Raw genomic sequence first — 21,524 nt, 5'->3', positions numbered from 1 at the left:
GCCCGGTCCGTCGCCGCTCACCCGCCGAACCCGACCAGGGCGGCGGCGAGATCGGACGCGTCGAGGGCCTCGAGTGCTTGCTCGCGAACGTCGGGGCAGTTCTCGGTTGTGATCTTGTCGATGACACTTCGGTCCTTCAGCACGGTGTCGTTGAGTCCGCCGTTGCGCACGGCCCAGTTGTGCACGGTGCCGTTGAAGCTCACCCGTGCGACGGCGGCGCCCGCGGCGCGCCACTTGTCGATTTCGGGACTCATCATGTCGCACAGCTGTTTTCCGGCCGCCGGGCCGACTTCATCCGGGTCGGGCACCTGCGCGGTGGCCGACGGCATGGACAGCGTGATCGACGAGTCGGTGGGCGTCGCGGGGGCGGGCTCCCTGTTGTCGGCGTCCGAGCACGCGGCGACCAGTGCGGTCGCGCCGAGCGCGCCCGCGACCAGCAGGGCGCGCAACCCGGACCGGCGGCGATGATGGGTCATGTCGTTCTCCTCGGTACAGGAACCGTTGATGACGGCGTCTCCTGCGCAATACCCGGGTGCGCGAGCGGCAATCAGTGCCCCGCCTGGTCGCTGAGCTGCCTGCCCTCCTTGGCCTTGAGCCTGCGGTGCTCGGCGACCACCAGCAGGATGCCGGCGGCGAAGCACAGCACCGTGGCGATGGCGCCGATGACGGCCCAGCCTTCGAAGCCGTAGCCTGCCGCGGTCAGCGTGAGCCCGAGCCCGACCAGTCCGAGCGCGACGAGCACGATGCCCGGCCAGTTGCGGGTGTCGGCGATGGACTCGCCGACGTGGGTGCGTGCGGTCCGGTTGTAGTCCGGGAAGTTCTCTACGGGATGTCCGTGGTGCTCGGCACCGCTGTGTCCCGTGGTCGATTCGTTCGGTCCGGGAATCATGAAGCGTCCTTTCTGATCCACATCACCCATGGGGGATATTCGGGCGGATACCCCGGCGAGCGGCGCTCAACCGGCGCTGCGGAGCAGCAGTTCGGTCGCGGAGACGATCGCGGTATCCGGTATCGCGTCCAGACAGTGCGTGCCGCACGGACGGTCGCGGTTGCCGAGCACGACGGTCGGCACACCGTAGGGCGCCCAGCATCGATCCGGGATCACCGGTGCGAACAGCGAAACCACCGGGGTGTCCACCGCTGCGGCCAGCGGTGCGGCGGTGGTATTCGGGGCGACCACCGCGTCGGCATCGCGCAGCACGGCGGCCAGACCGGCGAGATCGGTGGCGCCGCCGAGGTCGCGGGCAAGGCCGTATGCGACTGTCCCGGTGAGGGTTTGCTCGGCGGGGCTGCCGGTCACCACCACCCGGTGCCCCGCGTCGACGAGCGCCGCCGCGACCTCGCGACTGCGCGTCGCCGACATCCGGCGCGCCGGTACCGCGGCACCCGGGTGCAGCACGATATAGCCTGGGCCGCCGGTCAATTCGTCGACCTGGGGCAGATCCCGGCGTACCCGCAGCCGATGATCGCCCGGCGGGTAGCCCGCGGCGGCCGCCAGCGAGAGGGTCCGAATCTGTTCCGGCAGTGCGTCGTCTACGCGATGGCGGACGTCGAGCAGTGTGCCCGCGTGCTCGGGGCTGATGGCGCTGATCCGTGGCACGCCCGCCATCCGCAGCAGCAGGGCCAGCGGCAGCGGCGATTGCCGCATCGAGGTCGCGATGATGGCCTCGTCGGGGGCGAGCAGACGCAGGCATTCGATGAGCGCACGCACGCCGGCGTGGGTGAGCGGCGGCGGATCGGCGCCGACCCAGGCGGCCTCGAACTCGAGCACGCGATCCACCCCGGGCAGCAGGGCGGCGGCCGAACTGCCGCGCGGCCCGGCGAGAAAGGTGAGGGTGTCGGCTTTGCGCGCGACGGCGCGCACTGCGGGACCGGCCAGCAGCACATCACCCGCGCTGTCCAACCGGGCCACCAGCACGTGGCCGGTCATGGGCTCGGCAGCTTTCGATGCGCGGTTTTCATACCGGCCGTGTGCCCGGGGCCGGTGATCCGAAACGCCCGATCCGGTCCAGTCCGGCATTCGCCCTGGTCGAGTGTCCGACTTTGTGATTCGTTTGCGCGGGGCCGGGTAAGCGGTCAGGTGCCGGAGTCGCCGTGGCGCCGCGCTGCGGCCGAGGAAGGGCGTCGAGCCGGCAAGGGACGAGCGAAATGGTCGAACAGCACAGTGACCCGGTGGCACAGCGCGACCCCGCGTCCGAGCGGCCGCGCGCGGACGACGAGTGGAACCGGGACGCGCGCGGGGAGACCGAGACCGAACGGATGGACCGCAATTGGAGCACCCTCATCCAGGAGTTGCGCGTGGTGCAGACCGGTGTGCAGTTTCTCATCTCGGCCCTGTTGATCGTGCCGTTCCAGGCCTCGTTCGCGACCTTGTCCCCGCCGCTGCGGCTGCTGTATTTGATCACCCTGGCCGCCGCCATCGGCGCGACCGTCTTTCTCGTCGCGCCGATCTCCTGGCATCGCATCCTGTTCCGGCGCCACCGGCTCGGCAACGTCGTCGCCGCGGCGCACCGCTGCGCGATGCTCGGGATCGGCCTGCTCGGTGTCTCGTTGACCGGCGCCATGATCCTGGTCTTCGAGCTGGTCACGGGGACGACCGGCGGCGTGCTCGCCGGGGTGGTCGTCGCGATCCTGTTTCTCGCGGCCTGGTGGATCGTGCCGTGGTGGTGGCGGACCCCGCGCGGCGGGGATGCGTCGGCGCAGAGTTGAATTCGATCGGGGTCCGGCTCAGCGGACCGAGGAGACGACCTCGCCCGCGTGCGCGGGCGCGGCACGGTGGTAGGCGGACAACGTCTCCAAGGCCACCTGATCCCAGGCGTAGCGACCAGCGGCGCGCTGATATCCGGCGGCGCCCCAGGTTTCGCGCAGGGTCTTGTCGTCGAGCAGCGGGCGCACCGCGCGGGCGAGCGCGAGCGGGTCCGGCGGTGCGATGAGCCGGCCGGTCACGCCGTCGACCACGGTGTCGAGCAGGCCGCCGACCGCGGTGGCCACCACCGGTTTCCGGCACGCCATGGCCTCCAGTGCGGTGCGGCCGAATGGCTCGTACGTCGGGGTGCACAGCACCACGTCGGCGGATCGATACCAGCGCGGCAGCTCGGCCCGCGGCAGCGGTCCCAGCATGCGAAGCCGTTCCTGCACACCGTATTCCATCGCGAGCCTGCGTAATCGCCTGCCTTCGCTGTCGTCCTCGACGTCGTCGCCGACCGGTCCGCCCGCGATCACCAACTCGGTATCGGGCAGCTCCTGAAGTGCCTTGATCGCCACGTCGAAACCCTTGCGTTGCACCAGCTTTCCTACCGAGAGCAGCCGGTGCGGCCGCAATCGCTGCCCGCGTTCGGCGCGCGCGCCCTCGGGGGTGAACGAGGCCAGGTCGATGCCGGACGGCACGACCGAGATCCGGAACCGGGGCACCCCCATCCTGGTCAGCTCGACCACCTCGTCCGCGGAGGTCGCGACGATGTGCGCGGCGCGCCCGGCGATGAGGCGCTCGAAACGGATGCGCGAGCGCGGGCTGGTGTCGGCCAGACCCTGGTGACGGCGGCGAACGGTGCCGAGGGCGTGAAAGGTCACCACCACCGGGATGCCGTGGGTGCGTGCGGCCAATTCCGCGGCGAGCCCGGACATCCAGAAGTGCGCGTGCACGATATCGGGCTTGTCCTTGGCCCAGTGCCGCTGCAGAAAACTGCCGAAATCGCCCAGATGCGGCAGGCTTTCGTTCAACGGGAGCGCCCGCGGCGGCCCGGCGGGCACGCGGACGAGCCGGTAACCCGCCGCCGTCGCCACCTCCACCGGGCTGGTCGGGTCGGTTCGTCGCACATAGACCGAGACCTCGTGTCCCCGCTGGACGTAGGCTGCGGCCAGCTCACCGACATGGACGCTCTGACCGCTCGAATGGGCGCCGCCGGGCTCGCCGAGCGGGGAGGTGTGCTCGGAAACCATGGCAATCTTCACGACGTGCTCCGTTCTCTCACAGCCGCGGGGCATGCGGCGGCGTCACCCGCGACCAGATATCGCGCGACCCAATGCTTTTCGGATACCTGCCTGGAATGCCCGAGTGCCGGGGAACGAAACCAGCCGGCCTGCCCGGCGTTACGCCCGCGCCGTCACATGGTCGAGACGACGTCACATGGTCGAGACGACGATGCCGAGTGCGACCACGGACAGCAGTGCCACCAGTACCGCCGTCGCGACGAGCGCGACGGTGCCGGTGCCGGGGAAGTGCGGGGGTGTGGGCTGCGGACGGGTAGCCGGGCCCGGTGTGTTCGTGGCCTTCATGAGAGATGGCGTACCCGCTGGCCGGTTTCGTAACCCTTGTGCTGGTCAGCGTGCCCGCCGAACGTGTGACAGCGGCGGCGTGGCGTGCCACACTGTACTGAGGTTGAGACGACAGCCGACCCCGGTTCGACGCAGGCGTCCGCACCCACCACATACCGGCCGATGGGATCGTGGCGACAACCGATTCGCTCCTCGTGCGACGGTGCCCAGGACCCCTCCCATCGCTTCAGCCAGTGGCGTCGAATCGGACACCCCCCGCAACGGGAGGCCGCATATGTCCGCTAACTCCGCACTACACGAGTACGCCGAAGGTGTGCACCGCAACGGTTCCGCGCCGCGCCACCGCCGGACCGACAGCCGTGCCTGCGTCCAGCGCGTGGATCGCAGGCACGAAGGCATGGTGGTCCGGGTCGAAGGCGAAGTGGATGCCATCGCCTGTCCACAGTTCGCCGCGGCCGTCGAACGGGCGATCCGCGCCGACCGCCGGACGGTGGTGATAGATCTGCGCGCCGCGCGGTTCCTCAGTATCCGGGCCGCCGCGACGCTGGCCACCGCCCGGCAGCGCGCCGCGTGCGACGGCGTGGATATCCGGCTGGTCGGCGCAGGGCGCGAGGTCGAGCGTTCGCTCGAGGTCTCCGGGGTCAGGTCGCTGTTCAGCGCCTATCCCTCGGTGCGCGCCGCACTCGACGGGTGAGACGGGGCAATCTGGTACGCCACGCCGATTTCGGCGTGGCGCGACCCGACCTGTTCGCATGGCATGGCTGTTCGGCGGATAATTGCACCGTGACTGACATGGGGCCGGTCGAGCCCGAGAACGCACTCGCGCTGGACCGGGTGATCGGGGCCGGGACACGCCAGAGTGTCGGTAGTTTTCGTTTCTGGTTCGTCGGCGAGCGCTGGGAATGGTCGGACGAGGTAGCCGTGATCCACGGCTACGCGCCGGGCACCGTCAAGCCGACGACCGAGTTGCTGCTGACCCACAAACACCCCGACGATCGGGCTCAGGTGGCCAGCGCACTGGCCAAGTCCATCGAGGAGGGCGAGCCGTTCTCCAGCCGCCACCGCATCCTCGACACAACGGGGCGGGTCCATCACGTCATCGTGGTGGCCGACCATATGTTCGAGGACGGCGCGGTCGTCGGCACGACCGGGTACTACATCGACGTCACCGAGGCGCTCGCCGAACATCGACAGGAGGCCCTCGACGACGCCCTGCCGGAACTGTGGGCTTCCCGTGCGGTGATCGAACAGGCCAAGGGTGCGCTGATGCTGGTGTACGGCGTCAGTGCGGAACAGGCGTTCCGGGTGCTCAGCTGGCGCTCGCAGGAGACCAATATCAAGTTGCGCACCCTGGCCGCCCGTCTGGTGGACGACCTGGCGTCGCTGACGAGTTCGACGACCGGCCTGCGCACCCAGTTCGACCATCTGCTGCTCACCGCGCATGAAAGGATCGTCGCGGACTGAGCCGCGACCCACGTTTCAGGCCGATCGCGCCGGGTACGACGGTAGGGAACACAGCGCCGCGGAGCGATTTTCAGTCTCCTGGCGCTGGGTTCGGCTGTGGTGCGTGTCCGACCGCGGTGGTGGGCGAATGGGCGGCCCGCGAGAACCGGATCCCGACAACCTGGCGGCTCCGGGTCGGCTGCGAGAGCAAGGTGGTGATGGGCATGGGGGAGTGGTCTTCCCGATCCTCTACGGAAACAACGACAATCGGCGTCCGTATCCCCGCGCGGCTGGAGCAGTTGACGATGCTGCGCGCGCTCGCCGAGACCGTCGCCCTCATCGCCGATTTCGCGCTCGACGAGGTCACCGACATCCGGCTGGCCCTGGACGAGGTGGCCACCTCGCTGGTGCTGGACGCGGTGCCCGGCTCGCAGCTCGAGTGCGAGTTCACCTACGACACCGATCAGATGTTCGTGCACGTCGCCGCGGCGACCACGTCCGAACAGGTGGTCGGTCAGGCCGGTTTCGGCTGGCATATCGTGCGCACCCTGACGCATTCGATCGCCGCGTCGCAGGCGCCCTTCGACGGCGCCGTGGCCGGATATCCCACCGTCGTCGACTTCAGTTGGGTGCGAAGGGCATCCGATGGCGGGTAGGACGGCCAGCGGCGGCGACAGCTACGACAACATCGAGCCGCTCTTCGAGAAGATCGCCGCGCTGGCCGAGGGCGACCCGCGCCGGGAACCGATGCGCGCCGAACTCATCGAACGCTGCCTGCCGCTGGCCGAGCACATCGCACGCAAATTCGCCGGGCGCGGTGAGAATTTCGACGACCTGCTCCAGGTGGCGCGGCTGGGGTTGGTGCAGGCCGCCGATCGCTTCGAGGTGGCCCGGGGCTCGTCCTTTCTGTCCTTCGCCGTGCCGACCATCATGGGCGAGGTGCGCAGGCATTTCCGGGACAACACCTGGTCGGTGCGAGTTCCCCGGCGCACCAAGGAGATTCAACTCACAATCGGCGCCACCGTGGAGGAGCTGTCGCAGCGGCTCGGCCGGATGCCGCGCGCGCGGGAGATCGCCGCGGAATTGGAGGTCGACCTGGTGGAGGTGACCCAGGCGTTGATCGCGGGCAATGCCTATCAGTCCGCCTCGATCGATGCCGTGGTCGGCGACGACATCGACAACGCGCCGTTGCCGCTGCTGGAAAGCCTTGGCGCCGAGGAGCCCTCCTATCATCTCGTGGAGGACTACCTCGCGGTGCGCCCGCTGATCGAGGAACTGCCCGAGCGCGAGCGCCGGGTGTTGATCATGCGGTTCTTCGAATCGAAGACCCAGTCCCAGATCGCCGAGGTGCTCGGCGTCTCGCAGATGCACGTCTCGCGCATCCTGTCGAGAACCCTGCATCAGCTGCGCGAGGACGCGCTACGCGACTGAGAGCCCGAATTCCGCTGCGCTCAGAGCGGATTCGGCGGCACGGGGTCGGTCGGCGGGGAGAGCGGGCCGCCCGGCTCCGGCACCGGCGGCAGCGGCCTGCCGGGGTCCGGCGCCGGCCTGGGTTCGGGGACCGGCGGCAGGGGATCGGGACCGGGTTGCGGCGGTGCGGGCGCGGGATCGGGGCCCGGGACCGGTGGCACCGGATCGGGTTCCGGTACAGGGGGAATCGGGCTCGGTTCGTGCGGTTCTGGCGTGGTCATGGGATTGCCTCCTCGAGGCAGCGGTACCCAGCGGGGACGGCCCCAACCACCTGGTAGCCACCCGTGACTCCCCTCACAGAGCCGCTGTCGATCAGCGGTTTCGGCGCGTTTCAGCTGCATTCCGGGGCCTTTGTGCCGCAGTGCCGGTTTGCGTGAAGTTGGCGTCGGGTACGTGAAAAGGAACCGGACTTACGATGCCGATGGCTCAGGGAGATCGTCATGAACGACCACCGACTAGGCACCCGGAATCCGTACGGCGGGCCGGGGACCTCGAGGTCGACCAAGTACCAGCAGGACAACCCCGCACCCGAGCGGCGCGAGCGCACGCGCGCCGGGAGTGTGGAAAGCACTCGGGTCACCAGGGATCACGACACCATCCGGCAGTGGGCGGAGCGGCGTGGCGCCACGCCGGCAACCATGCCCGGCATCGCCTACGGCGGGCCGATGGGTTCGCTGCGGCTGGATTTCCCCGGCTACGGCGGCGCCGTGCTGCGGCCGGTGGATTGGGACGAGTGGTTCGCCACCTTTGAGGAACGGCACCTGCACTTTCGCTACCAGGAACAGCTCCCGGATGGGACGCCGAGCAATTTCAACCGGCTGGAACGGTCGAACCGCGACGATCGCTGAGCCGTGCGTGCGGGGGGCGGATCCGGGGCAGTCGTGTGTGGGGCATCACGTAACGGTTGCATAACGACGCTCATGCGGCAAGGGTGGATGGATAACCAGACAGGCGTGCGCCGCCCGTCACCGTCCCGCGTACCGCAACCGTTGCGGCTGGTGCGGGCCGGTACAACCGCTGATCAAGCGCCCACGCGGCGTTTACCGGACGAGGCGTTCGGGTACCCGATAGATCGGCAAGGTGGCTCGAACAAGCGGAATGTCGCGTCGGTATGGGGATGCGATTCTCCGCACCGGCAGGCGTCCCGCGTGTCTGCAAAGGATAGGTATTTGAGCGAACGTAGCGAGCGAACCAGGGGCACAGCCGCCTTCACGGTCGTCGTGGAGCCGAGCGTCGGCGAGGTGCGACGATGACGAACCTGATGATCGTCGAGGACGACGACCGGGTCCGGGGTGCGCTGCGGCTCGCCATGGAGGACGAAGGCTACGACGTCGCGGAGGCCGAGGAGGCCGAGGACGCGCTCACCCATCTGCGCAGCAACGGCGTCCCCGATGTGATGATCGTCGATCTGATGCTCGGCGACATGGACGGCTTCGACTGCATCCGAGAGATCCGCCGCGAGCACGACGTGCCGATCATCGTGGTCAGCGCGCGCGACGACACCCACGACGTGGTGGCCGCGCTGGAGGCAGGCGCCGACGATTTCGTGGCCAAGCCGTTCGAGATCAAGGAGATCACCGCGCGGATGCGGGCGGTGCGTCGCCGGGCGCGGCTCACCGCCGAACGTGAGGCGCCGCCACAGGAGGTGGTGCTCGACGCGGACCCCGAGGCGCCGCTGGTGCTCGCGCAGGACGCGGGCGTGGTGCGTCGCGGCGAGGAGGAGATCCGGCTGACGCTGACCGAGTTCCGCCTGCTGTGTGAGCTCGCCGAGACCCCTGGCCGGGTGCTCAGTCGCACCGTCTTGCTCGAACGAGTATGGGACCAAGGCTTTTTCGGCGATGAGCGGATCGTCGACGTGCACATGCGCAGGCTGCGCACGAAGATCGAACGGGACGCTTCGGACCCGCGCGTCGTGGTGACGGTGCGCGGGCTCGGCTACCGCCTCGATGTCCAGCGCTGAACGCTGGCTCGATCCGAAACGCTGGAGTCTGCGCGGCCGGGTGACCGCCGTGTTCACCGCGATCAGCGCGCTGATGTCGCTGGTGCTCGTGGTCTCGGTGTTCACCATCAGTCGCAGCTATCTCGAACACGCGCAGGCCGGTGCCACCGACCTGCAGGCGAATCTGGACCTGCTGCGCAATGTACTGGTCGCCTGCGCGGTCGCGGTCACCGCGATCGGTGCGGCCGTCGGCTGGTGGGCGAGCAGGCGGGTGCTCACGCCGCTGCACCAGCTGGCCGCCACCGCGGCCAGGATCGCCTCCGGTGATCTCGATCTGCGCCTGTCCAGCACTCACGACCAGGATCTCGCGACCACCGTCGAGTCGTTCAACTCGATGGTCGACTCGCTGCAACGGCGCATCGAGCGCGAGCATCGGCTGTTCGGCGATGTCAGTCACGAATTGCGTACTCCGCTCACCACTTTGGTGGCCAGTGTGGACGTGCTCAACCGGCATCGCGCCGACCTGCCGGACCGCTCCCAGCGGGCGCTTGCGCTGGTCACCGACGAGGTGGACCATCTGCGCAGGCTGCTCGACGATCTGCTCGCGCTCGCGCGGGTCGAGGCGGGCATGCACCGCGGCGACCAGGAACCGCTGTCGGTGCGAGATCTGTTGCGGCACACCCTCGCCGAGCGTCGCTACCCGCTCGATCTACTGACCGTGCACGAGGACGTCGTGGTGCTCGGCCGCAAGCTCGAGTTGGAGCGGGCGGTACTGAATCTGCTGCAGAACGCGGATCTGCACGGTGGCGGCGTGGTCGCGGTCGCCGTGGACCGGGTGGGTGACGCGGCGGTGATCGTCGTGGACGACGCGGGCCCGGGCGTACCACCCGCGGACCGGGTGCGCATCTTCGAACGTTTCGCGACCGCGCGCTCGGGCCGTCGCTCGGCGACCGGGACCGGGATCGGTCTCGCGCTGGTCGCCGAGACCGTCGCCAAGCACGGTGGCCACGTCGAATGCGTGGGCCGACCAGGTGGCGGCGCCCGGTTCGTGGCCACCCTGCCCGGCGTCCGCGCAATCGAGCCGTAACACAACCGTAATGAACTCGACCAGGTCAGCTCAAAGTTGATTCGTAAGCCTGGATAAGTACTACAGGCCCGACCAGGGAGTTGTATGTCAGTGCCAACTTTTAACACCGCGGAGATCGAGCGATCCCGTGTCGAGCAGGCCGCGGCCGCGCTGGGACCTGACCCCGGCCGCCCCCAGGCCGAGTTGGTTCTGCGCGCGCCACGCGTCGACGACGGCGCCGAGCTGTGGCGAATCGCGAAGAACTCCGAGGTCCTCGACGTCAATTCGAGCTACGCCTACCTGCTGTGGTGCCGTGACTTCGCGCAGACCACGGTGGTCGCCGAAGTGCGCGGCCGAGTGGTCGGTTACGTGATCGGCTACATCCGCCCGCAGGCCCCGGACACGGTGTTCGTCTGGCAGGTGGCGGTGGACCGGGCCCAGCGCGGCAGGGGCACCGGCGCCAAACTGCTGCACGCTTTGCTGGACGCCGTTGTCCCGCAGGGCGTTACGACGCTGGAGACGACGATCTCGCCCGACAACGCCGCGTCCATCGCGCTGTTCGGCTCGCTCGCCCGTCAGCGCGAGGCCCGAATGACCAAGCGCCCCTTGTTCGATACGGGCGTCTTCCCGGACAGCCATGAGTCCGAGGACCTCTACCTCATCGCACCGATCGCTCGCACAACGCAGGAGGACCACCGATGATCACCGCCGACACGAGCATATTCGAAAGTCTGGAATCGAACGTGCGCGGCTACTGCCGCGCCTGGCCCGCGGTCTTCGCCAAGGCGAAGGGCAGCTGGCTGCGAGACGAGGACGGCAAGGACTACCTCGACTTCTTCGCGGGCGCGGGCGCGCTGAACTACGGCCACAACAACGACGTGCTCAAGCAGCCGCTGCTGGACTACATCGCCAGCGACGGCATCACGCACGGGCTCGACATGTCCACCTCGGCCAAGCGCAGTCTGCTCGAAACCCTGCGCGACACCGTGTTCGCGCCGCGCGGGCTGGACTACAAGGTCCAGTTCCCCGGCCCGACCGGCGCCAACGCCGTCGAGGCCGCGCTCAAGCTGGCCCGCAAGGTCACCGGCCGGGAGACGATCGTCAGCTTCACCAACGCCTTCCACGGCATGACGCTCGGCGCACTGTCGGTTACCGGCAACGCGGCCAAGCGCGCGGGCGCCGGTGTGCCGCTGGTGCACGCGGCGCACATGCCCTACGACGGCTACTTCGACGGCACCACCGCCGACTTCCAGTGGATGGAGAAGGTGCTCGACGACACCTCGTCGGGCTTCGACCGTCCGGCCGCGGTGATCGTCGAGACGGTGCAGGGCGAGGGCGGGGTGAATGTCGCTCGCGCGGAATGGCTGCGCCACCTCGCCGGGCTCTGCGCCGCGCGCGACATCCTGCTGATCGTCGACGACGTGCAGATGGGCTGCGGCCGCACCGGCCCGTTCTTCTCCTTCGAACTCGCGGGCATCACTCCCGACATCGTCACGCTGTCGAAGTCGATCGGCGGCTACGGTCTGCCGATGGCCTTGGTGCTGTTCAAGTCCGAGCTCGACCAGTGGTCGCCGGGTGAGCACAACGGCACCTTTCGCGGCAACAACCCCGCCTTCGTCACGGCCGATGTCGCGCTGCGGCACTACTGGTCCGATGACACCCTGCAGAACGCGACGCTGGCCAAGGGTGAGCACATCGCGCGTACGCTGACGGAATTGGCGGGCAACGTCTCCGGCGTATCGACCCGCGGTCGCGGCCTGGTGCACGGCGTGGTGTTCGATGACCCGTCGCAGGCGAGCAAGGTCTGCCAGATCGCGTTCGAGCGCGGCTTGCTGGTGGAGACCTCGGGTTCCACCGACGAGGTGGTGAAGTTGTTGCCCGCGTTGACGATTACCGATCAGGAATTGGATCACGGCCTGCAGATCCTGACCAGCGCCGTGGACACCGTCTGCAATGGAGTAGGGGCGATCGCATGATCGTACGGACCACCGCCGAGATCACCGGCACCGAACGCGATGTGGCAGGGGAGGGTTGGCGCAGCAAGCGCATCATCCTCGGCGGCGACGGCGTCGGTTTCTCCTTCCACGAAACCACCATCGATGCGGGCAGCACGCACGAGTTCCACTATCGCTACCACGTGGAAGCGGTATGGTTGATCGAGGGTGAGGGCACACTCACCGATCTCGACAACGACGTGACCTATGAGCTCGGTCCCGGCTCGATGTACCTGCTGGACGGGAACGAGCGGCACCAGCTCTCGGCGCGCACCCGGATGCGGATGATGTGCGTGTTCAATCCTCCGGTCACCGGGCAGGAGGTCCACGACAGCACCGGCGCGTACCCGCTCGTTGCCTCGACGATCGGGGGATAGGCGGTAATGGTTTTGCAGCACACTGAAACTCGACCCTCGACCGACCGGATCGATCGCTACCCGACCCGGATAGACGCACCGGCAACGCACCTGGATCGCACCGATCCGACGGTGTGGGGCACGGTCGAGAGCCCGGCGCTCGCCGCCTTCGACACCGACGGCTTCGCCAGCATCGACGAACTGCTCACACCCACCGAGGTCGCCGACTTCAGCGCCGAGATCGGCAGGCTGGCAGGCGATCCCGCGTTGCGCGACGACGACCGGGTGATCGTGGAGAAGTCGTCGAACCGGGTGCGGTCGGTCTTCGAGGTGCACCGGCTCAGCGCCGCGATCGCGGACCTCGTCCGGGAATCGCGGGTGGCCGGGCTGGCCAGGCAGGTGCTCGGCTCCGAGGTGTACATCCACCAGAGCCGGGTCAACTACATGCCGGGCTTTCGCGGCACCGGGTTCTACTGGCATTCCGATTTCGAGACCTGGCACGCCGAGGACGGCATGCCTGCGCCGCGGGCGGTGAGCCTGTCCATCGCGCTCACCGACAACTACCCGATCAACGGCAGCCTGATGGTGATGCCCGGCTCGCACCGGACGTTCGTGCCCTGCCTGGGCAGCACGCCCGCCGAGCACTACCGGGAATCCCTGCAGGAGCAGGAGATCGGCGTGCCGACCCAGGAGGACATCACCACGCTGGCGAACCAGTACGGGATCAGCCAGTTCACCGGGCGGGCCGGTTCGGCGCTGCTGTTCGACTCGAACCTGATGCACGGTTCATCGAACAACATCACGCCGTTCCCGCGCTCGAACATCTTCCTGGTCTTCAACAGCGTGGAGAACGCCCTGGTCGAGCCGTTCGCCGCGCCCGCGCCGCGACCAGGCTACATCGGCAGCCGCGACTTCACGCCGCTGTCGGTCTGAGGCACCGACCGCAAGAGCGAGGGCGCGCTTCGCCGCCGGATCATCCGGCAGTGCGAAGTGCGCCCTCGCGCTGTGTCGGCTCGCCGCGCGCGGTTTCCGGATCGGCGGTACGATCCGCTGCGCAAGCGTGTTTCGATGCGGGGGCCGGTGGTTACTCAGGTGATCGAGCCGTTCGTTGCCGTGTCCGGAAAGTGGCCGCCGCGGAGGTTCTCGGTACGGCGATCTGTCTCGTGTCGGGTACGGACGCGCCGAAAGATCTTCGTGGCCCAGCAAAATCTCGGCCAACTCCGCTGTCTTGGCGTGCCCCACAACGCCGCGGGTTACCTCGGTGCGCACTGATCGAGTGACGCACAGCGAATGTCGCGCCGACGGGCGGTGCGCGCGAAGTCTTCTCGACCCATAGCGGGTAATCGGCAATCCCGCCAGGCATTTCGCGCAAATTGTGCACTCTGCTGTGGCCGATAGGCGATTGCGCCAAAAATGGGCATTTGTCCAGGTAATTGGCTAATCGATGGCAATGCGCGATGTACTTGACCTAATTGTTACCGATGGGTACAACTACGTGACCATGCCGACGCAGACCGCTCGGTCGGCCCATGCAGAAAAGCACGCAGTTGGTTACGGATGTCATCACAATAGACGCGGAGTTCGCAGCCGCACGAAAAGCGCTGTGGGACTTTTTCATGGACCCGCAGACCTACGCCCGCATGTTCCAGGGAATCGGCGACTGCGAGCGCGCGGAAACCTCGGATACCCACCCGGTGCTCCTGATCCGCGCGCGCCACGCGGAAACCGAACTCACCGTGCCCGCGCTGCGGCTGGTGATCGGCAAGGAACCGGAAACCTTCGAACTGCAATGCCCTGGCCTGGGCAGTTTCGCCGCCGTGCGGCTGCGCGGCGACCGTGATAGCGATCCGACGCGGGTTACCGTCACCTACTTCGGTGCCGGGCGCATCCATCCCTGGATCGCCGAACAGGACAACGCCGCCGTGATCGCGTGGACCATGGCCGGTCTGACCCGGATCGCCGACGCCGTGCTGGGCGAACCGACCTCGGTGCTGGTCAACGGCGAAGAATCGCCGACGAAACAGCAGGTGGGCACCCTGAGGCAGATGGTGACCACCGGTGTCGTGCGCACCTACCGGCCCGACCGCGCGCTCAAGCAGGTCGGCGGCCTGGCCCGGTGGGGATTCACGCTGGCGGGTGGTTACGCGGCCGCCGCGGGACATTCGCCTAATCGGCTGGCCGTCGTGGACGGTGTCTGTGCACTGACATTCGGACAAATGCACGATCGCACGCACAAATTCGCTTCCGCGCTGGCGATGCTCGGCATCGGGGCGCGAGATAAAGTCGGGCTACTCTCGCGCAATCGGGTGGCGATGGTCGAATGCATGGTCGCCACCGGCAAACTCGGCGTCGATACCGTGCTGTTGAACACCGGCCTGTCCGCCAGGCAGATCGAGGACGTCGCGGCCCGGCACGGCCTGTCCGCGCTGTTCCTCGACGACGAATTCGAGCCGCTGGCCAAGTATCTGGCCGCGTCGGTGCCGCGCTTCGCCACCGGGCAGCTGACCCGATACGACCGCAACACCGTCGAGGACCTGATCGCGCTAGACGCGCCGACGTTCGCCCGGCCCAGCCATCCTGGCAGGCTGATCGTGCTGACCTCCGGCACCAGCGGCACGCCGAAGAGCGCGCAGCGACCGCAGCCCAAGGGGTTCGGCACCGTGGCGGCGCTGCTGTCGCGCATCCCGATGCGGATGGACGAGACGATGCTCATCCCGGCGCCGCTGTTCCACACCTGGGGGCTGGCGGCCTTGCAGATCAGCACGCCGATCCGGGCGAGCGTGGTGCTGCCGGAGCGGTTCGACGCCGAAGACTGTCTGCGGCTGATCGAGGAGCATCGGGTCACCGTGATGATCGTGGTACCGGTGATGGTGAATCGGATCCTCGACCTGCCCGCGCACGTGCGCGACCGTTACGACACGTCGAGCCTGCGCGTGGTCGCCAGTTGCGGTGCGCCGCTGGCCGGTCCGACCGTGCTGAAGTTTCTCGACGCGTTCGGCGACGTGCTCTACAACGTCTACGGCTCGACGGAGGTGTCATGGGCGACCATCGCCGATCCGGCCGATCTGCGGGCCGCGCCGACCACCGCGGGGCGTCCGCCGCTCGGCACCAAAGTCGCGGTGCTCGACCAGGACCTGCGGCCGGTGCCGCGCGGGGTGACCGGGCGTATCTTCGTGCTCAACCACATGCTCTTCGACGGCTACACCGACGCGAAGCCGCCCACCGAGTGGGGTGGCATGCTCGACACCGGTGACCTCGGCTATCTCGACGCCGACGGGCTGCTGTTCGTCGCGGGCCGCGACGACGAGATGATCATCTCCGGCGGTGAGAACGTCTTCCCGCGCCCGGTCGAGGAGGCGCTGTCGCATCTGCCCCAGGTCAGCGAGGTGGCGGTGGTCGGCGTGCCGGACAAGGAGTACGGGCAGCGCCTGGCCGCGTTCGTGGTGACCAGGGAGGGCTTCGGGCTGGACCGCGACATGGTGTGCAACTACATCAGGCACCGGCTGAGCCGATTCTCCGTCCCGCGCGACGTGACCTTCTTGGACGCGCTGCCGCGCAACGCGACGGGAAAGATCCTCAAGCGCACGCTGATTCAGCCGAGCTGAGGTCCGAGTGGGCCGAGTCGCGCCGCACCGCGGCGCGACTCGGCCGGATCGGTCAGTGCAGTCGCCGGATGGCGTCGTTGGCCAGGTCGGCGATGGTCGGGTAACCGTCCACCGCCATGATCAGATCCGCCTCCGCGAGCAGGGTGCGCAGCACGTGCACGACGCCGTCCACCCCGCCGAGTGCGAGGCCGTAGGAGTACGGGCGGCCGATGCCGACGGCGCTCGCCCCGAGCGCGAGCGCCTTGATGATGTCGGCGCCGGATCGGACGCCGGAGTCGAACAGCACCGGCAGGCCGTCCACGGCCTCGACGATCTCGGGCAGGTGCTCGATCGCCGGAATCCCGCCATTGGCTTGCCTGCCACCGTGATTCGAGCAGTAGATGCCGTCGATACCCGCGTCCTTGGCGCGCCTGGCATCGTCGGGATGGCAAATGCCCTTGAGGATCAGGGGCAGCTTCGTGAGCGAGCGCAGCCAGGGCAGATCCTCCCAGGTGGGCGCGCCGCCGAACAGCGCGACCCAGGTGAGGATCGCGGTCTTCGGGTCCTCCTCGGGGCTCTTCGCCAGCAGGCCGCGGAACACCGGATCGGTGAAGTAGTTCGCCAGGCAGTGCCCGCGCAATTGCGGGAAGTTCGACGTGCTCAGATCGCGCGGGCGCCACCCGGTCACCCACGTATCCAACGTCACCACAATGGCTTTGAACCCGGCCTGCTCCGCGCGCCGGATCAGGCTCTCGGCCAGGTCGCGGTTGGTCGGCGTGTAGAGCTGGAACATGCCTGGGGTGTCGCCGAAGTGTTCGGCCACCTGCTCCAGCGGGTCGACCGAAAGCGTGGACGCCACCATCGGCACGCCCGTACGCGCCGCAGCTTTCGCGGTCGCGATGTCGCCGTGCCCGTCCTGGGCGCAGAGCCCGACCACGCCGATCGGGGACATGAACACCGGCGCGGGCAGCCGCATGCCGAACAGGTCGATCGAGAGGTCGCGGACCTTGGTGGCACGCAGCATCCGCGGCACGATGCCGTACTTCTCGAAGGCGGTCACATTGACCCGCTGGGTCAGTTCGTCGCCGGCGCCGCCCGCCACATACGACCAGATCCCGGGCGGCAGCGCGGCCTGCGCCCTGGCCTCCAGTTCGCTGTGGGTCATCGGGAAGCTGGGCTGTATCCCGCTGAGCCCCTGCAGGTAGATCTCGAACTGATAGTCACCGAAGTTGCTGGTCACCGGCCGCCCTTCCTTGTCGGATACACAAATGTATCCGATACGTTTCTGTCGCGGAGACAGTTGTCGCGCAAGCCGCGGTAGAGGGTGAGCCAGCGGTGCGGCTCGACCGTCCCGACCGGCTCGTCGAGGGCGATGCCCGCGCCGCGACAGGCCGCCCGCACCGTGCGGGCGGGAAAGCGGGTCCGCAGGGAGCTCGCCACCGAGCCGCCCACCCCGGAGAAGCCGAGCTCGACGATCCGGCGGTAGTCGGCCAGAGCGGCGGCGGGCAGCAGCGGGCTCGGCCGTCGTCGCAGCCGCAAGACGGCGGCGTCGACCCGCGGCACCGGATGGAAACTGTCGCGGCGCACGCGCGCGCCCAATTCCATGCCGACAGTGGGCCAATGGGTGATCGTGAGCTTGCTCCAGCGGCCGTAGTCGCCGGAATGCTTACGGGCGAACTCGTATTGGGTGAGCAGGGTCGCCGAGGTGAGCGCCGGTGCCTTCAGGCACCACCGCACGATGTCGGTGGTAATGCCGAAGGGGATGTTGGCCACCACGGCGAAGGGCTCGGCCGGGGCACGTACGGCGCGGAAGTCCGTGTGGAACAGCCGGATTCGCGGCTCGCCCGCAAAACGACCGCGCAGCTTGGCCACGTAGAAGGGGTCTTTCTCGTAGGCGCGGATCTGCCCGGCGACGTCGAGCAGGTGCCGGGTGAGCATGCCGTCACCCGGCCCGATCTCCAGCACCAGGTCGCCGGCGCGCAATTCGGCCGAACGCACGATGCGCCGCGCGGCGCCGGCATCGGTGAGGAAATTCTGGGACAGGCGTTGGCGGGTGCGCGCGCTACGGGCGCGCGGCAGCGAACGATGGCGGGACATGGGTGTCCTCCGAACGGAGTGGTCGAATCAGGGAAAGGTGATTCGCCCGGACCCATGCCGGGGCACAGAGATCCGACGGCCGTCAGCGGCCGTCGGCGCAGGTCCCGATCAGGACAGTCGGGACATCGGAGCGGTACGGTGCGCCGGCGGAGCCCAGGCCTCCGCGCGCGGCCGGATGAAATACGCGCCTACCGCGCATGCTCCGTTCATTGATGCTGTGTCCACGTGCGCAAGCTACCGCACGGTCACGCGGGCGCGCGACCGATTTAATCGAGCGCGAGCGCACCCGCCGCGGCGGGCGTCTCTAGCAGGCTTCGGCGCAGGCCGGCGATCAGCGCGTCGTCGACGCCGAGTAGGCGCACCGCGTATCCACGCAGCGACCCGTGGTCGGCGGCCACCGCGGCCAGGAACAGTCGCATCACCTCCGGCGGCGCCTGGCCGAAGCCGGGCCAGCGCGGCGTCGCGCCGCCGCGGGCGGCCCGCCAGTCCGCGACGAGCCGTTCGGTGGCCAGGCCGGTGCGCGCGAAGTCCGCGACGATCTGGTCCTCCGGCACGTCGAGCAGGGCCAGCACCAGCGCGGCCAGCAGGCCGGTGCGGTCCTTGCCCGAGGCGCAGTGGAAGACCAGCGGTGCTTCGGTGGCGGCGATCACGGTCAGGGCCTGGCGGATCTCCGCGACACCGTCGTAGGCGACCTCCAGGAATCGCTCCGCGAGATATGGCCCCACCTCGATCTCGGGGCCGAGCGCCGCCTGATCGTAGGGGCGGTGCTCGATGCTGAGATTGTGGTACCGGAACGAATCATGGTCGGGGATACGGCCTTTGCACTCGATCTCCCAGGGATAGCGCAGATCGATGACGGTGCCGATGCCGAGCTCCAGAAACCGATCCCAGTCCGTGCCCCGCAGTTTGCCGAGCGAGTCGGAGCGGAACAGACGCCGTGTACGCACGACCCGGCCGTCGCGGGTCGGGTAGCCGCCGAGATCGCGGAAATTGTGCAGTCGCACGAATGAGATGTGTCTGTTCACTACTCGAACCTAGTGGGTAGGGCACACTTTCGATCATGGATTTGCGATCGGTGGACGACCTGGTCAGCGCCATCGCGGCCGGGCAACAGGTGGACTACCTGCGGTTCTGGGGACATCAGCCGGAGCGCGACGGCCGGCTCGGGCCCGGCTGCCTGAGTCAATGGTGGCCGGCCCGCTTCACCGTCGCGGGCGCGCGGTTCGAGTCCGCCGAGCACTACATGATGTGGGGCAAGGCGATGCTGTTCGGGGACACCGAGAACGCCACCCGGGTGCTCGCCGCCCGCACCCCGCGGGAGGCAAAAGAATTCGGCAGGCAGGTGCGCGGATTCGACAGCGGCGTGTGGCGCGCCCACCGCTTCGAGACGGTGCTGCGCGGGAACATCGCGAAATTCGGCCAGGACGCCGCGCTCACCGACTATCTGCTCGGCACCGGGGACCGGGTACTGGTCGAGGCCAGTCCGGTGGACCTGGTGTGGGGGATCGGTTTCACCGCCGACGATCCGCGGGCCGCGGACCCCGCGCAGTGGCGTGGGCTCAACCTGCTCGGCTTCGCGCTGATGGGGGCGCGGGCGGCACTGCGGGCCGGTCGGACCGTCGACTGATCAGGCGTTCGTCGCGCGTTCTTCTTCGGCACAGGTCCGCCAGACCCGGGCCTCCGCGTAATTGCCCTGCCGGTCGAGCAATTCGGCCAGTCCGGCCATCGCGCGCGGTTCACGCCGGTCCGCCGCCGTGCGCCACCACCGCTCGGCATCTTCGAGATCGCCGCGCCGGAACCGGACGACACCCAGGTCGTAGGCGGCACCCGGGTGACCGGCCGCTGCTGCCTGCGCCCACAGTCCGCACGCCTGATCCTCCTCGCCGCGGCTGTACATGGCGACGCCGAGGTCATAGAGCGCGGTGCGGAACCCGGTATCCACGGTGTCCGCCTCGTCCGGCGGCGGAGGGGGGACGGCCGCTTGCGCCGAGGACGCAGATGCCGGACTGTGCGACCCCGGGCCGTCGGTTGCCGACTGCGGCGGACTTCCCGCCGCGGCGTTGCGCGCCTGCCCATCCCGATGCGCCTGCGCCGCCCGGGACAGCGGCGGACTCGGCGGCAACTGCCCGTTCCGCAACGGGCCGTCCGAATGCGGTTGCCGCGCTGGCAAACCGTGCCCAGCCGACCCCGCACCGTGCGGGATGTTCCCGGCGAGGCCGTCTGCCTGCTGGGAACGGCCGCCGTTCCCGACGTGTCCGATCGGGTGTTCTTGCGGGGCAAAAGAATTGCTTGCGGCGTGGTTGTCGGTTCGTGGCTGTCGGGTGTGCGGTGCCGAGCTTCCGTGCGCACGCTGTCCAGTGCTGGTCGCGAAGCCGTCGTTGGCCGGCCAGCCGTTGGAGTCGCGGGGGTCGGCGGGAGGAGTGTTGGTGGCGAGGTCGCCCGGTGCCTGTGGGGTGTTCGGTGTGGGCGTCGCCGGGGCTTCTCGCCAGCCGCGAGAGTTGTGCGCGGTGTCGCCGTCGGTGTCCCGTTGGTGAATGGGCGCGGCCAGCTGCTCGGCGGGTGCGTGGTTGGCTGCGGCTGCGGCCAACCCTTCGGCGTGGAGTTGTTCAGCGAGTGATCTGCTGCCCGCGAATCCCTGGGCGCGCAGCTGCTCGGCGGGGTCGGCGACTTCAGGGGTGGCTGTGCGGTGCCGTCGGCTGATGGCTCGACGTGCGGTGGTTGGGCGATGCCATTGGCCCAAGGCTCGGAGCGGAGTGGTTGTGCGGCGGTGGCATTGGCCGGTGGTTCGGCGTGCGGTTGGTGGGTGGCGGCCTCGGCGTGCGGTGGGGGTGCGAGGGCGGTGGGTTCTGCGAGGGGCGGTGGGGTCGGGGTCGCGCGCGGGGGCCGGGTTTGGGCGTCGGGGTGGTCGGTGCGGGGCTGTGGGGTCTCCGCCGCGGGCTGGTTGCGGGTCTGGTTGTCGGCGGGGGTGGGACGGACCGACTGGATGGACCCAGGCTCGGGGGTGTGCGGTGGGATGGCGGGGAAGTCGCCGGAGGGCGGTGTCGGCATCGACCGCAGCGGGCGGGTGGGCGCGGTATCGGTCGGCGAGGCGGGCACCGAGTCGCCGCCGAACTGGGCGATCGGCGCGCTCTGCACCTCGAGCACGAGGTTGGCGAAGTTGGCGGGCCCCTCGCCGACACTGCACCACAGCACGATGCGACCGTCCGGCGTGGTCTCGATGACGATGCCGTAATTACCGACCCAGGACTTCTGCTCGCCGAACGCGTCCACCCAGACCGGGGTCAGCGTGACCAGCGTGCC

Annotated in this window: 25 protein-coding genes; 15 read left to right on the top strand and 10 right to left on the bottom strand. The window is 68.8% G+C overall.

The features are described from left to right. Nucleotides 1–17: 17 nt before the first annotated feature. The 3 genes from F5X71_RS20955 to F5X71_RS20945 form a co-directional block, all read right to left on the bottom strand. Entirely contained in the window at nucleotides 18–476 is a 459-nt protein-coding gene (locus tag F5X71_RS20955; RefSeq protein ID WP_167463579.1) for a hypothetical protein, read from the bottom strand. A gap of 71 nt (nucleotides 477–547) precedes the next feature. Further along, nucleotides 548–889 (bottom strand): hypothetical protein, encoded by a 342-nt coding sequence (locus F5X71_RS20950; protein WP_167463578.1) that lies wholly within the window; start codon nucleotides 887–889, stop codon nucleotides 548–550. 66 nt (nucleotides 890–955) lie between these two features. After that, complete coding sequence (locus F5X71_RS20945; protein WP_167463577.1) at nucleotides 956–1,930, bottom strand: glycosyltransferase family 9 protein; 975 nt, start codon at nucleotides 1,928–1,930, stop codon at nucleotides 956–958. A gap of 242 nt (nucleotides 1,931–2,172) precedes the next feature. On the opposite strand from F5X71_RS20945, the gene F5X71_RS20940 reads away from it, so the two are divergent. Continuing rightward, nucleotides 2,173–2,709 carry a DUF6328 family protein gene (locus tag F5X71_RS20940; protein ID WP_238815369.1) on the top strand — a complete coding sequence of 179 codons (537 nt, stop codon included), beginning with the start codon at nucleotides 2,173–2,175 and terminating at the stop codon, nucleotides 2,707–2,709. Between the two features lie 18 nt (nucleotides 2,710–2,727). On the opposite strand, the gene F5X71_RS20935 is transcribed toward F5X71_RS20940, so the two are convergent. Further along, nucleotides 2,728–3,951, bottom strand: coding sequence for a glycosyltransferase (locus F5X71_RS20935; protein WP_167463575.1), 1,224 nt, complete (start codon nucleotides 3,949–3,951; stop codon nucleotides 2,728–2,730). A gap of 171 nt (nucleotides 3,952–4,122) precedes the next feature. Further along, nucleotides 4,123–4,275, bottom strand: coding sequence for a hypothetical protein (locus tag F5X71_RS20930; protein ID WP_167463574.1), 153 nt, complete (start codon nucleotides 4,273–4,275; stop codon nucleotides 4,123–4,125). Nucleotides 4,276–4,549: 274 nt separating this feature from the next. On the opposite strand from F5X71_RS20930, the gene F5X71_RS20925 reads away from it, so the two are divergent. The 4 genes from F5X71_RS20925 (at nucleotide 4,550) to F5X71_RS20910 (ending at nucleotide 7,149) form a co-directional block, all read left to right on the top strand. Next, complete coding sequence (locus tag F5X71_RS20925) at nucleotides 4,550–4,969, top strand: STAS domain-containing protein (protein WP_167463573.1); 420 nt, start codon at nucleotides 4,550–4,552, stop codon at nucleotides 4,967–4,969. Nucleotides 4,970–5,067: 98 nt separating this feature from the next. Then, nucleotides 5,068–5,739 carry a PAS and ANTAR domain-containing protein gene (locus tag F5X71_RS20920; RefSeq protein ID WP_167466608.1) on the top strand — a complete coding sequence of 224 codons (672 nt, stop codon included), beginning with the start codon at nucleotides 5,068–5,070 and terminating at the stop codon, nucleotides 5,737–5,739. Nucleotides 5,740–5,942: 203 nt separating this feature from the next. Continuing rightward, on the top strand, nucleotides 5,943–6,374 hold the full coding sequence (locus F5X71_RS20915; RefSeq protein WP_238815368.1) for an ATP-binding protein: 432 nt from the start codon (nucleotides 5,943–5,945) through the stop codon (nucleotides 6,372–6,374). Then, nucleotides 6,364–7,149 carry an RNA polymerase sigma factor SigF gene (locus tag F5X71_RS20910; RefSeq protein WP_167463572.1) on the top strand — a complete coding sequence of 262 codons (786 nt, stop codon included), beginning with the start codon at nucleotides 6,364–6,366 and terminating at the stop codon, nucleotides 7,147–7,149. Before F5X71_RS20915 ends, F5X71_RS20910 begins: the two co-directional genes overlap by 11 nt. A 20-nt stretch (nucleotides 7,150–7,169) precedes the next feature. Here F5X71_RS20910 and F5X71_RS20905 read toward each other — a convergent pair whose 3' ends face one another. Continuing rightward, a complete protein-coding gene (locus F5X71_RS20905) occupies nucleotides 7,170–7,409 on the bottom strand; it encodes a hypothetical protein (RefSeq protein WP_167463571.1) in 240 nt (79 codons plus the stop codon). Nucleotides 7,410–7,628: 219 nt separating this feature from the next. On the opposite strand from F5X71_RS20905, the gene F5X71_RS20900 reads away from it, so the two are divergent. From F5X71_RS20900 to F5X71_RS20865, 8 genes are all read left to right on the top strand, one after another. Continuing rightward, the gene (locus F5X71_RS20900; protein WP_238815367.1) at nucleotides 7,629–8,036 is read left to right on the top strand and encodes a hypothetical protein; all 408 of its coding nucleotides are present in this window, start codon (nucleotides 7,629–7,631) and stop codon (nucleotides 8,034–8,036) included. A gap of 401 nt (nucleotides 8,037–8,437) precedes the next feature. Then, on the top strand, nucleotides 8,438–9,148 hold the full coding sequence (locus F5X71_RS20895) for a response regulator transcription factor (RefSeq protein WP_167463570.1): 711 nt from the start codon (nucleotides 8,438–8,440) through the stop codon (nucleotides 9,146–9,148). Next, on the top strand, nucleotides 9,135–10,214 hold the full coding sequence (locus tag F5X71_RS20890; RefSeq protein ID WP_167463569.1) for a sensor histidine kinase: 1,080 nt from the start codon (nucleotides 9,135–9,137) through the stop codon (nucleotides 10,212–10,214). The genes F5X71_RS20895 and F5X71_RS20890 overlap by 14 nt, the downstream gene beginning before the upstream one ends. Nucleotides 10,215–10,364: 150 nt before the next feature. After that, entirely contained in the window at nucleotides 10,365–10,895 is a 531-nt protein-coding gene (ectA, locus tag F5X71_RS20885) for a diaminobutyrate acetyltransferase (protein WP_167466605.1), read from the top strand. Then, entirely contained in the window at nucleotides 10,892–12,169 is a 1,278-nt protein-coding gene (gene ectB / locus F5X71_RS20880) for a diaminobutyrate--2-oxoglutarate transaminase (RefSeq protein ID WP_167463568.1), read from the top strand. Before ectA ends, ectB begins: the two co-directional genes overlap by 4 nt. Continuing rightward, nucleotides 12,166–12,564 (top strand): ectoine synthase, encoded by a 399-nt coding sequence (locus F5X71_RS20875; protein WP_167463567.1) that lies wholly within the window; start codon nucleotides 12,166–12,168, stop codon nucleotides 12,562–12,564. Before ectB ends, F5X71_RS20875 begins: the two co-directional genes overlap by 4 nt. A 6-nt stretch (nucleotides 12,565–12,570) precedes the next feature. Beyond that, nucleotides 12,571–13,476 carry an ectoine hydroxylase gene (gene thpD, locus F5X71_RS20870; protein WP_167463566.1) on the top strand — a complete coding sequence of 302 codons (906 nt, stop codon included), beginning with the start codon at nucleotides 12,571–12,573 and terminating at the stop codon, nucleotides 13,474–13,476. Between the two features lie 614 nt (nucleotides 13,477–14,090). Next, a complete protein-coding gene (locus tag F5X71_RS20865; protein ID WP_428981496.1) occupies nucleotides 14,091–16,148 on the top strand; it encodes an AMP-binding protein in 2,058 nt (685 codons plus the stop codon). 52 nt (nucleotides 16,149–16,200) lie between these two features. Here F5X71_RS20865 and F5X71_RS20860 read toward each other — a convergent pair whose 3' ends face one another. The 3 genes from F5X71_RS20860 to F5X71_RS20850 all read right to left on the bottom strand — a co-directional run bounded on the left by F5X71_RS20860 (nucleotide 16,201) and on the right by F5X71_RS20850 (nucleotide 19,249). Then, the gene (locus F5X71_RS20860) at nucleotides 16,201–17,367 is read right to left on the bottom strand and encodes a lactate 2-monooxygenase (protein ID WP_167463564.1); all 1,167 of its coding nucleotides are present in this window, start codon (nucleotides 17,365–17,367) and stop codon (nucleotides 16,201–16,203) included. Next, entirely contained in the window at nucleotides 17,364–18,224 is an 861-nt protein-coding gene (gene erm, locus F5X71_RS20855) for an ErmE/ErmH/ErmO/ErmR family 23S rRNA (adenine(2058)-N(6))-methyltransferase (protein ID WP_167463563.1), read from the bottom strand. Before erm ends, F5X71_RS20860 begins: the two co-directional genes overlap by 4 nt. 266 nt (nucleotides 18,225–18,490) lie before the next feature. Beyond that, nucleotides 18,491–19,249, bottom strand: coding sequence for a tyrosine-protein phosphatase (locus F5X71_RS20850; RefSeq protein WP_167463562.1), 759 nt, complete (start codon nucleotides 19,247–19,249; stop codon nucleotides 18,491–18,493). A gap of 35 nt (nucleotides 19,250–19,284) precedes the next feature. Between F5X71_RS20850 and F5X71_RS20845 the strand changes: the two genes are divergently transcribed. Then, nucleotides 19,285–19,851 carry an NADAR family protein gene (locus tag F5X71_RS20845; protein WP_167463561.1) on the top strand — a complete coding sequence of 189 codons (567 nt, stop codon included), beginning with the start codon at nucleotides 19,285–19,287 and terminating at the stop codon, nucleotides 19,849–19,851. Here the strand turns inward: F5X71_RS20845 and F5X71_RS20840 are convergent, their stop codons facing one another. Further along, nucleotides 19,852–20,166: a tetratricopeptide repeat protein gene (locus F5X71_RS20840; protein WP_167463560.1), complete on the bottom strand. Its 315-nt coding sequence runs from the start codon at nucleotides 20,164–20,166 to the stop codon at nucleotides 19,852–19,854. Between the two features lie 1,071 nt (nucleotides 20,167–21,237). On the opposite strand from F5X71_RS20840, the gene F5X71_RS20835 reads away from it, so the two are divergent. Next, on the top strand, nucleotides 21,238–21,456 hold the full coding sequence (locus F5X71_RS20835) for a hypothetical protein (protein WP_167463559.1): 219 nt from the start codon (nucleotides 21,238–21,240) through the stop codon (nucleotides 21,454–21,456). Nucleotides 21,457–21,524: the final 68 nt, after the last annotated feature.

Source organism: Nocardia brasiliensis, from assembly GCF_011801125.1.
Lineage (GTDB): Bacteria > Actinomycetota > Actinomycetes > Mycobacteriales > Mycobacteriaceae > Nocardia > Nocardia brasiliensis_C.
The sequence above is the reverse complement of the archived record's forward strand: the minus strand, read 5'-3'. Positions and strand labels throughout refer to the sequence as shown.

Coding starts and splice junctions, on each gene's coding strand:
- F5X71_RS20955 (WP_167463579.1), bottom strand. CDS start 476: ATGACCCATCATCGCCGCCGGTCCGGGTTGCGCGCCCTGCTGGTCGCG.
- F5X71_RS20950 (WP_167463578.1), bottom strand. CDS start 889: ATGATTCCCGGACCGAACGAATCGACCACGGGACACAGCGGTGCCGAG.
- F5X71_RS20945 (WP_167463577.1), bottom strand. CDS start 1,930: ATGACCGGCCACGTGCTGGTGGCCCGGTTGGACAGCGCGGGTGATGTG.
- F5X71_RS20930 (WP_167463574.1), bottom strand. CDS start 4,275: ATGAAGGCCACGAACACACCGGGCCCGGCTACCCGTCCGCAGCCCACA.
- F5X71_RS20925 (WP_167463573.1), top strand. CDS start 4,550: ATGTCCGCTAACTCCGCACTACACGAGTACGCCGAAGGTGTGCACCGC.
- F5X71_RS20920 (WP_167466608.1), top strand. CDS start 5,068: ATGGGGCCGGTCGAGCCCGAGAACGCACTCGCGCTGGACCGGGTGATC.
- F5X71_RS20915 (WP_238815368.1), top strand. CDS start 5,943: ATGGGGGAGTGGTCTTCCCGATCCTCTACGGAAACAACGACAATCGGC.
- F5X71_RS20910 (WP_167463572.1), top strand. CDS start 6,364: ATGGCGGGTAGGACGGCCAGCGGCGGCGACAGCTACGACAACATCGAG.
- F5X71_RS20905 (WP_167463571.1), bottom strand. CDS start 7,409: ATGACCACGCCAGAACCGCACGAACCGAGCCCGATTCCCCCTGTACCG.
- F5X71_RS20900 (WP_238815367.1), top strand. CDS start 7,629: ATGAACGACCACCGACTAGGCACCCGGAATCCGTACGGCGGGCCGGGG.
- F5X71_RS20895 (WP_167463570.1), top strand. CDS start 8,438: ATGACGAACCTGATGATCGTCGAGGACGACGACCGGGTCCGGGGTGCG.
- F5X71_RS20890 (WP_167463569.1), top strand. CDS start 9,135: ATGTCCAGCGCTGAACGCTGGCTCGATCCGAAACGCTGGAGTCTGCGC.
- ectB (WP_167463568.1), top strand. CDS start 10,892: ATGATCACCGCCGACACGAGCATATTCGAAAGTCTGGAATCGAACGTG.
- F5X71_RS20875 (WP_167463567.1), top strand. CDS start 12,166: ATGATCGTACGGACCACCGCCGAGATCACCGGCACCGAACGCGATGTG.
- thpD (WP_167463566.1), top strand. CDS start 12,571: ATGGTTTTGCAGCACACTGAAACTCGACCCTCGACCGACCGGATCGAT.
- erm (WP_167463563.1), bottom strand. CDS start 18,224: ATGTCCCGCCATCGTTCGCTGCCGCGCGCCCGTAGCGCGCGCACCCGC.
- F5X71_RS20845 (WP_167463561.1), top strand. CDS start 19,285: ATGGATTTGCGATCGGTGGACGACCTGGTCAGCGCCATCGCGGCCGGG.
- F5X71_RS20835 (WP_167463559.1), top strand. CDS start 21,238: ATGGCGGGGAAGTCGCCGGAGGGCGGTGTCGGCATCGACCGCAGCGGG.